The organism is Sphingomonas sp. (assembly GCF_030145815.1).
GTDB lineage: Bacteria > Pseudomonadota > Alphaproteobacteria > Sphingomonadales > Sphingomonadaceae > Sphingomonas.
Genome location: NZ_JAIXHL010000059.1, coordinates 1 through 7,097 on the forward strand (window position 1 = coordinate 1; position 7,097 = coordinate 7,097).

6 protein-coding genes and 1 pseudogene are annotated in these 7,097 nt (G+C 59.5%); 3 read left to right on the forward strand and 4 right to left on the reverse strand.

Annotated features, from left to right (window positions below; translation table 11 throughout):
- Nucleotides 1-74: 74 nt before the first annotated feature.
- Together KYX69_RS22610 and KYX69_RS22615 are read right to left on the reverse strand one after the other, a co-directional pair.
- Nucleotides 75-608, reverse strand: a complete 534-nt coding sequence (locus KYX69_RS22610) for a hypothetical protein (protein WP_300501620.1) — start codon at nt 606-608, stop codon at nt 75-77.
- Nucleotides 609-763: 155 nt separating this feature from the next.
- Complete coding sequence (locus KYX69_RS22615; RefSeq protein ID WP_300501621.1) at nt 764-2,974, reverse strand: hypothetical protein; 2,211 nt, start codon at nt 2,972-2,974, stop codon at nt 764-766.
- Between the two features lie 169 nt (nt 2,975-3,143).
- Here KYX69_RS22615 and KYX69_RS22620 point away from each other — a divergent pair, with 169 nt between their 5' ends.
- The 3 genes from KYX69_RS22620 to KYX69_RS22630 are packed head-to-tail and all read left to right on the forward strand — an operon-like array spanning nt 3,144 to nt 5,604.
- Complete coding sequence (locus KYX69_RS22620; protein WP_300501622.1) at nt 3,144-3,896, forward strand: hypothetical protein; 753 nt, start codon at nt 3,144-3,146, stop codon at nt 3,894-3,896.
- An 8-nt stretch (nt 3,897-3,904) separates the two neighbouring features.
- Nucleotides 3,905-4,138: a hypothetical protein gene (locus KYX69_RS22625; protein WP_300501623.1), complete on the forward strand. Its 234-nt coding sequence runs from the start codon at nt 3,905-3,907 to the stop codon at nt 4,136-4,138.
- The gene (locus KYX69_RS22630; RefSeq protein ID WP_300501624.1) at nt 4,135-5,604 is read left to right on the forward strand and encodes a hypothetical protein; all 1,470 of its coding nucleotides are present in this window, start codon (nt 4,135-4,137) and stop codon (nt 5,602-5,604) included. Before KYX69_RS22625 ends, KYX69_RS22630 begins: the two co-directional genes overlap by 4 nt.
- Here KYX69_RS22630 and KYX69_RS22635 read toward each other — a convergent pair.
- Together KYX69_RS22635 and KYX69_RS22640 are read right to left on the reverse strand one after the other, a co-directional pair.
- Nucleotides 5,543-5,875 carry a hypothetical protein gene (locus tag KYX69_RS22635; RefSeq protein WP_300501625.1) on the reverse strand — a complete coding sequence of 111 codons (333 nt, stop codon included), beginning with the start codon at nt 5,873-5,875 and terminating at the stop codon, nt 5,543-5,545. The genes KYX69_RS22630 and KYX69_RS22635 overlap by 62 nt on opposite strands.
- A gap of 380 nt (nt 5,876-6,255) precedes the next feature.
- A pseudogene (locus KYX69_RS22640) lies at nt 6,256-6,747 on the reverse strand (transposase); the annotation flags it as partial.
- Nucleotides 6,748-7,097 lie beyond the last annotated feature (350 nt).

Here is a 7,097-nt window from a genome sequence, read left to right on the forward strand (position 1 = left end):
ATCGGCCGCATCGGCAGCAAAGCTTGAGAGTGCTTCCGGACCGGCCTTTGCCTTGCTCTTGGGAGCGCTCATATTCAGGCTTCCCACTCAAGTGGCCAGGGATTGGCCGCTGTGATACCCTCTTCGCGCTGCCGTGCGTTGCCGAAGGGCGCGTGGCTGGAGATAATGAGGCCCCGACGGGTCGCCCTCACATAGGGCAGACCGCCATCATCCTCAGGAACAAACCAGAGCCCTCCGCCCCGAGACCAGCGACGATAGCGAGTTAGCCATTCGTGCAGGCCACGAATGCGCAGGTCAAAAGACACATGGTAGCTATCAAACCGCAGCAGCAACACGTTCAGTCCATGACGCGCGCCGATCTTCGCAACAAGATCCCCACCGATCGGACGAAACATCGGCGTGCCCATGATCAGGAGGCCAGCCTCCTCCAGCAGGAGTGCGCCGTCGGTATTGACGAACCGGCGCTCCGGAAAGTGATCGATCTGCCCACCGATTTCTCGGGCAATTTTGATCATGGGCCGACGCACTGCCTCGCGCACAAGCGGCAACGTTTGCGCACCCGGGGCCGGGCGCGACATGATTCCTATTTCCATTTCGAAGTCTTCCAACACGGGGAGCGAGACCACTGAGCCGGGTCTCGGCTATTCCCTTTTTCATCCAATTTGCTCAGTTACCTAAGCTTTCCCACTTCAGTCGGGACCGTTGCCGGTTGGATCGGCAACGGTCCGCTTTCACTTTTAGCTCGGATTTGTTGACGCCCCGGTCACCGCCCGATTCCCTTTCCATTTTTCAGCCACGCCTGAGCCCGATCTAAATCGCTGTCAGAGGCGGGCTCCTCGATTTTAGGGGCAACTGGGCGGTCACGCTCGGTCGGGACGATTTCTCCACAAGACGAGCGGCTCTTCTGTGGAGCATCGCCCGACATCGTCTTTTCCTCGTCAACCTTCTGATCGCTTTGCTTCACACCTGGCTGGTTCAATGGCGGCATATGGGCTTGAACCTGCGCCGCCGGAACGGACGGCTTCGGATCGGGACTCGCCGCGATGGGTGAACCAGAGTGCGCGCCTGTGACTTCTATCGATGCCGTAAATGAGCGGCCGGCTCGATCGCCCGACACGATTGGCTCGACGCTGGGAGATGCGGGCCTCGAACTCGGGCCAACGGAAAAGGACTTGAGCGATGCCGCTGCATCGCGGCGCTTCGCACTTATCAACGCGCTATTCTCGCGCAGTGTCGAGATTTGTGACACGCGTTCACTGGCCGTATTGCGCCGTTCAACAAGGTCCAGGCGGAGGTTGTCGGCCGCTAACGACCGCAATGACTGGATCGTGCGCAAAGCCCCTCCTGCAGCCTCTCCAATTGCAGATTGTCGATTGTCCAAGTTGAGACGGAACAGCCGCATATTGTTCGTTGATATTCTCGCAACTTGCTGACTGGCGCGCATCGTGCCGTTTCGAAGATGTTCGATGCGGTGTCGCCGGAAGAGAATCTCTCCACGATCCCGGCTGCGGCAGACTGCAGCGCACACCGGCAAGAGCCGCATTATGCGCTGGGCGATGCGATTGGCCACGTCATTCCTCGTACGGTCACCGATTGCTTCAATGTGGTTCAGTGCAGTTCGAGTACGAGATATACCAATGGTGGCAGCCTGTACGGCATGGCTCAGCGCGGCGAGCCGGGCGGACTGGCGTAAGCGGTCGATAGTGGCACGCTGCGTGGCCCCTGTTCGCTCAAGCGCGGCACGACGGGCCAGAATCTGCCTGCGACGAGTACGGCGGGCGTCAAGCGCCAGAGCTTGCAAACGACGCATCAGGTCCACCATCTGCCGCGCGAACAGCGCTGTGCGCTCGGCCGCGGCCGACTCCGAATCGCGTTGAGCAGCTTTGGCAATCGCCAGTTCGCGATCCGATGCGGTCCCTGCGCGTCCCCGGTGACGGCCTGGCATCGCGGCAAGAGCCAGCGAGAACTGACGCTTGGCTCCAGCATTGGCCAATTCGCGGTTGAAGATTGAGACCGTCAGCCGCCGCCACGCCTTCAGCATGGCCGGATGAAAAACATCACGACTTTTGGTTTCCGCGAAAGCCCAGGAATATGGCTCATTGAGACTAAATTCACGGATCAGCACCTGAATGTGCAGATGATAATTACGCGCATCGCCCTCCGCGTCGGGAGAATGAAGCACAGCCAGAAATGGCATATTCCGGGTGCGCAGAGGTTCCACCAGGGAATCGCGGATCCGAATCCTGCCTTCCAGCCCGACCTCGTGCGGCAATGGTATGATGATGCTTTTATACACCTGCCCGGTAGGGTCGATCGCAGCTTCGACGTCTTCTGCAGCAATCATAAAGGCCGTAAGCTGGCGCGTGAACTCGTCGCTTTCGCGGTCCACGTCAGCGGCAACGATGTTGGTCGCGATGCTTTCCCCGGGCGAACCCTCGAGCGCCGGAAACCGGACCAGATAGCGAGCAAACCGGGCCGCCTCGCGGCGACGCCACCTTGAGAGCTCCCCACCCCCAAGCGATCGTGTCTTGATGCGAAAAACAAGCGAGGCAAGTTTGGATGAGCCCGATCCATGTGGGAGAACCGCGCGTTCGAACCGGGCCTTCCGTCGGTAGAGGTTGCGACCGCCCCTGGCCGTGACCTTCGGCGGTTTTTCCATGGTAACGACTAGGCGGCGGCGCCTGCCTTTTTTCTCCTCTTCTTCGCGTGCCTTTCGCCGCGCGAACCTGATTTTCGCCGCCTCTTCCAGCATTTCCAGTATTTCCTGGCGCATCGCTGCTTTGGCCTTTCGTCGGGCCTTGCGTTCGGCACGCTCGTCCGCCGTCAGCGCGGCATGACGTCCAACGCGTTTCGCGGCATTGGTACCGTTCATCCTGCGGGTTTGCTGCGCGACGGCACGCCGCCCGTCATTCGCCCACGAGGCAACGTCGGCCGATGACGCATCGATTTTGTCAATAGAAAACAGCAACTTCATTCTGGCTACTCATTCAGGGGGGTGTGACGCCAAGCGACAATCTGACCCGGACTACGGGGCGGATTTCGCGGTTACTGCGCAACACCCCCCTTTCTTCACTTCATCCTAAACAGAAGCCGAAAGGTCGTCCGGAGGCGAACCTGCCCGAATTGCGATTTTCTGCATGTCGATGGGTAATTCCGGAACCTGCGGGGATCATGGTCAGCGCTTCGAATCGCTACCTCACAATGACCCGACAAATTTGGAGGACATGATGAACGAGCATTGCGAACGATATACCGCCCTGCTGACGCGAGCGGTCGAGGTGGCTGCGGCAGCCGACAGATATGCCAATGCGAAGCGGGCCCTTGTCGGCGGCGCCAAGCGCGAGCTGCAACTTGCTTCAACGTGGCATTTGCGACGGGCCTCTGTGCCCTCCTCGGTCGATAACCTGACCTTCGCACATGGGTCCAACGAGCATGCGCTCGGCGGTCTGGACGTTTGCCCGATTGCCTTTCTGGGCCTCAAGGCGGCAGGCGCGACGGCATATCCTTGGCTAATCGAGGCCGCCATGCTTAATCCTGCGGGGTCCTATATCGATCACGCGCGGGTCGCGCTCCAGCCGCCCGAGCGCCGGGCCTATTGTGTGGAGCTCGGCGCTTATCATCGATTTCAGCACAAGCTGGAGGTCTACCACCGCGCGGTCACTGACTGGCAGGCGAGCCCATCAGCCAACAACCCGGCGGCTCGGTGGCGCCGCCGCGCGGTTACGGCGAAGCAGCGGTACCTGATGAATATCGTCGGCGAATGCCTTTCGGCCGCCGAGCCCGGTTTTCCGCCGCCCCAGGCCTTTAATCGCGGCGCCGCACATGACTGGCTGCGCGATGCTGGCGGTCACCCGATGTTTTGGCACCGGCCTTCGCCGCCTTCCGCGCTTAGCTGAGACCTAATATGATTGACGATCAAATTTTCGACGCCTTGACCAGTCTCGAGCACAGGCAGCAGGCGGTCGAAATCGAAGCGACATGGCTCGCGAGCGAAGAGCAGGTGCTAGCCGCGCAAGCCGCGACCGGTGAACTTAGTATTTCACGATTCAAGACGTTTACGATGCGGTCGGAAAGGGCTGCAATGGAAGCAGAAGCCGTGCTGAACGATCTCGATCGCCTTTTGAAAGAATTGACATGACGTACAAGCCATCGGACGACGAGCGGGCGCAAAACGACGAAAGCCTTGCGAAGAATGCATTGTCCGCGGTGCGGGCTTTGAGGAAGGTTTTCGCAGGCGGTTTGACATCGTTTCTCGAACCCGACGAATTTGGGTCATTTCAATCGCGATGGGTCGACCGCCAGCTGCATGGGTCTGTTCGGCCTACCAAGCGAGCGGGCTACGCACTGCGCGCGGCGGATATGTACGAGCTCGCACCCTCGCTTTTCCTTCCAAAATATTATTATCTTACAGCGGACGATCTGCCGGCAGCCGATCATGGTAAGGTACATTCGTTCCTGCGCCATCTCATCGCCCGGTCTCGCCAGCGCGCGTTTTCAGACGATGTCGCTACGGCAATTGATATCGCGACCGCCCACCTCGGCGGTGGCTCAACACCCGCAATAGCGCTGGCCAATCAAGCCGACGCGCTGTGCGATATCGCCGCTATCGACATGAATATGTATCACGCAGCCATGTCCGGGGATTTGGCAACCGGTCGCGCCCTCGTCCACGCCGCGGATAACGCTCAAATACGGAGCGAACTTGTGCGAGTCTTTGCGCGGCAAAGGATTGTCTGGAGCGCGGCTGATGTGCATCGCATCGCTGCGCGAGGATCCAAGGCTGCGGTGCACTACGTACCGTGGTTTATCCGTCCCCTCATGCGGACGATGACAGCGAACGAGTATCTGAAGGTCCTTCAGATGTTCGGCGCCGTCGCCGAACGCCTCTTTTCAGCAGAGGGTCGCGCCAAACGGGCAGGCAAAGAATCTGTTTCGGTGCCGGGCCAAGAAGGGCCCGTCCTAAAAGCGATTAAACCGGCCGCTGCCCCCTTGGAACTGACCCTTGGCGCCGGTCCGAAGCAAACGATCATCGATACCCGCCCGTTCGTTCACGGCCGGACGATGGATATGAAAGGCAAGGTGGACAATGAGCTTGCGAGGAAGGACCGCAACGATCAGGAAACCATCCATCAATACAAGAACGCAGGGTTGTCCGAAATCGCAGCGCTGTTTGTCGTTGCATACCGGTTTGCAGAAGACGAAGCGAAGATGGCAAAGATCATCGCAAATCCGGCCGACGACGCGGCTCTTTGGGATGCGCGCCCGGCACCCTATCCGACTGAAATTGATCCTGCCATTGCGGCCAGGGCGAGGAGGATGGTTGCCGCATACCGGCCTGCGATCCTGCGCGACAGTCTCGCATCCACATATCAAAAAGACCGCATCGACCTTGCCGAGGATTCCGAAAGGGACGCCAAGGAATTCTTGGTAGGCATTGGTAGGCAAGCAAACGCGATGGCTGCTGCTGATGCCCCCTCAGATGCTGCAATCGTCGCAGGCGTCTGTGACTTGAGCCATCATATTCGAAGTAGCGCAGAGGGTTTCACCAGCCATCCCAGCGAATTCCGGCAAAGTCTGACGACGACATCAATCCCTTGTTGGTGAGCTTGAACAACGGTCCGTCCGGATCGACGGTCGGCTGGAAAAACAGCTCGCCGCCTACGCCGCGGGAGGTATATTCGGAGAACCAGACTGGAACCAATCCATCGCGCCCGATTTCGAAGATGGCCTTTCTCGCGCCGCCGCCTTGCGGGACGATCCGGACCATGATCGCGTCGCAGTGGGCAATGCGCATCACATTCTCGACCTTGCGTCGATCATTCCCGTTAGCGAGGGTCGTGGGCACGATGACGACATGCGCTTCCGGTGCGATCAAGTGGTCCGCAAACTCCGGGGGGGAGGATTGGTATTTTGGTATCGAGTTCCAAGTTCGCGAGGTGGGCAACCATCCGGGCGATGCTCAGGGTCTGCGCTTCCAACGCCCGGTCGTGGTCATTCATATATTTTTTCATGGTCAGCTCATTCCTTGCAGCGGCTTCGGCCGGTCGACCGCTGCTTTCATCTCTTCGTTCCAGCCAAAAAGCTGGCTTTTCTTCATTGTGAGATTGGCTCCGGCCTATCATCCAAAAGATCGGCCGACCGAGCCCGCTTATCTGACGCTGACCGCCCACCACGTGATTATAGAAAGATGCCGTACATGGCGACGGAAGCGGTGCATGTCCTTCCCGCTGGATGAAGCCCACGATGCTGCCGCGCGTAGTGGGTCAGGATCCGATGCCAGGTCTGGGTCTTCGCCTTCGAAATGGCTTCATGCGTCTTCGACATCTCCTGTAGATCGTTGATCCCTGCGGCCAGCGGATCGACATAGCGCTGGGTCGCCCCGATCCGGAGCATATGCAGGATTACCTGGGCGTCTTTGGAATCATTCTTGTCCCAGCCATTGTGTAGCGCTTCGCGTGTGCGGGCCAGGGCGACCGAGGAAATCAGGCGCAGTTCGAACCCTGCGGACAGCAATCGATGCGCCAGCGTGCGGTGATAGTTGCCGGTCGCTTCGAACCCGACGATGACGGGGCGCCCGATGGCAGTCAGATCATCGGCCAGCCGGTCATAGTCGGCCTTCGTCGCCATTACCGTCATGCGGCGTCGGCGACCACCCTCCGGTCGTTCGAGAAGAACCTCCTGGCGGTGCTTCGACATATCGATGGCTACCAGGACGGCGTCGGGTGGCGTAGAATGCAGCTTGGTCATGATCGGTCAGCCTCCAAAGGGTTGTGTCGACAACTTCTCTTTAGAAACCTGCTGGCCGGTCGTGACTGCCTTGATGAAGCCGGCGGGCGCTACGCGCCCTTGTCTCCATCAAGGCATTGCGGCCCTCCGAAAGGCCGCTTCCCAATGTGCTACGGAACCGAACTCACCAGTAATGCTGTGCTGGCATGGTGCGGGGAGATCGGCGTGGAGTGGCACTACATCGGTAAGCATCCGCCGAAGGCCGCGGGAGCTATGACTTTGGCGTAGCGCCCGTTTTGCGGCGGTTTTTTGGCTCCCACGCGAGGCCGAGATCGGTGAGGCGGATTGCGATGTCGGCGATATCGATTTTG

Bases quoted from the DNA above. Each gene is read 5' to 3' on its own strand.
- KYX69_RS22615 (WP_300501621.1), bottom strand. From the start codon at position 2,974: ATGAAGTTGCTGTTTTCTATTGACAAAATCGATGCGTCATCGGCCGAC.
- KYX69_RS22620 (WP_300501622.1), top strand. From the start codon at position 3,144: ATGGGTAATTCCGGAACCTGCGGGGATCATGGTCAGCGCTTCGAATCG.
- KYX69_RS22625 (WP_300501623.1), top strand. From the start codon at position 3,905: ATGATTGACGATCAAATTTTCGACGCCTTGACCAGTCTCGAGCACAGG.
- KYX69_RS22630 (WP_300501624.1), top strand. From the start codon at position 4,135: ATGACGTACAAGCCATCGGACGACGAGCGGGCGCAAAACGACGAAAGC.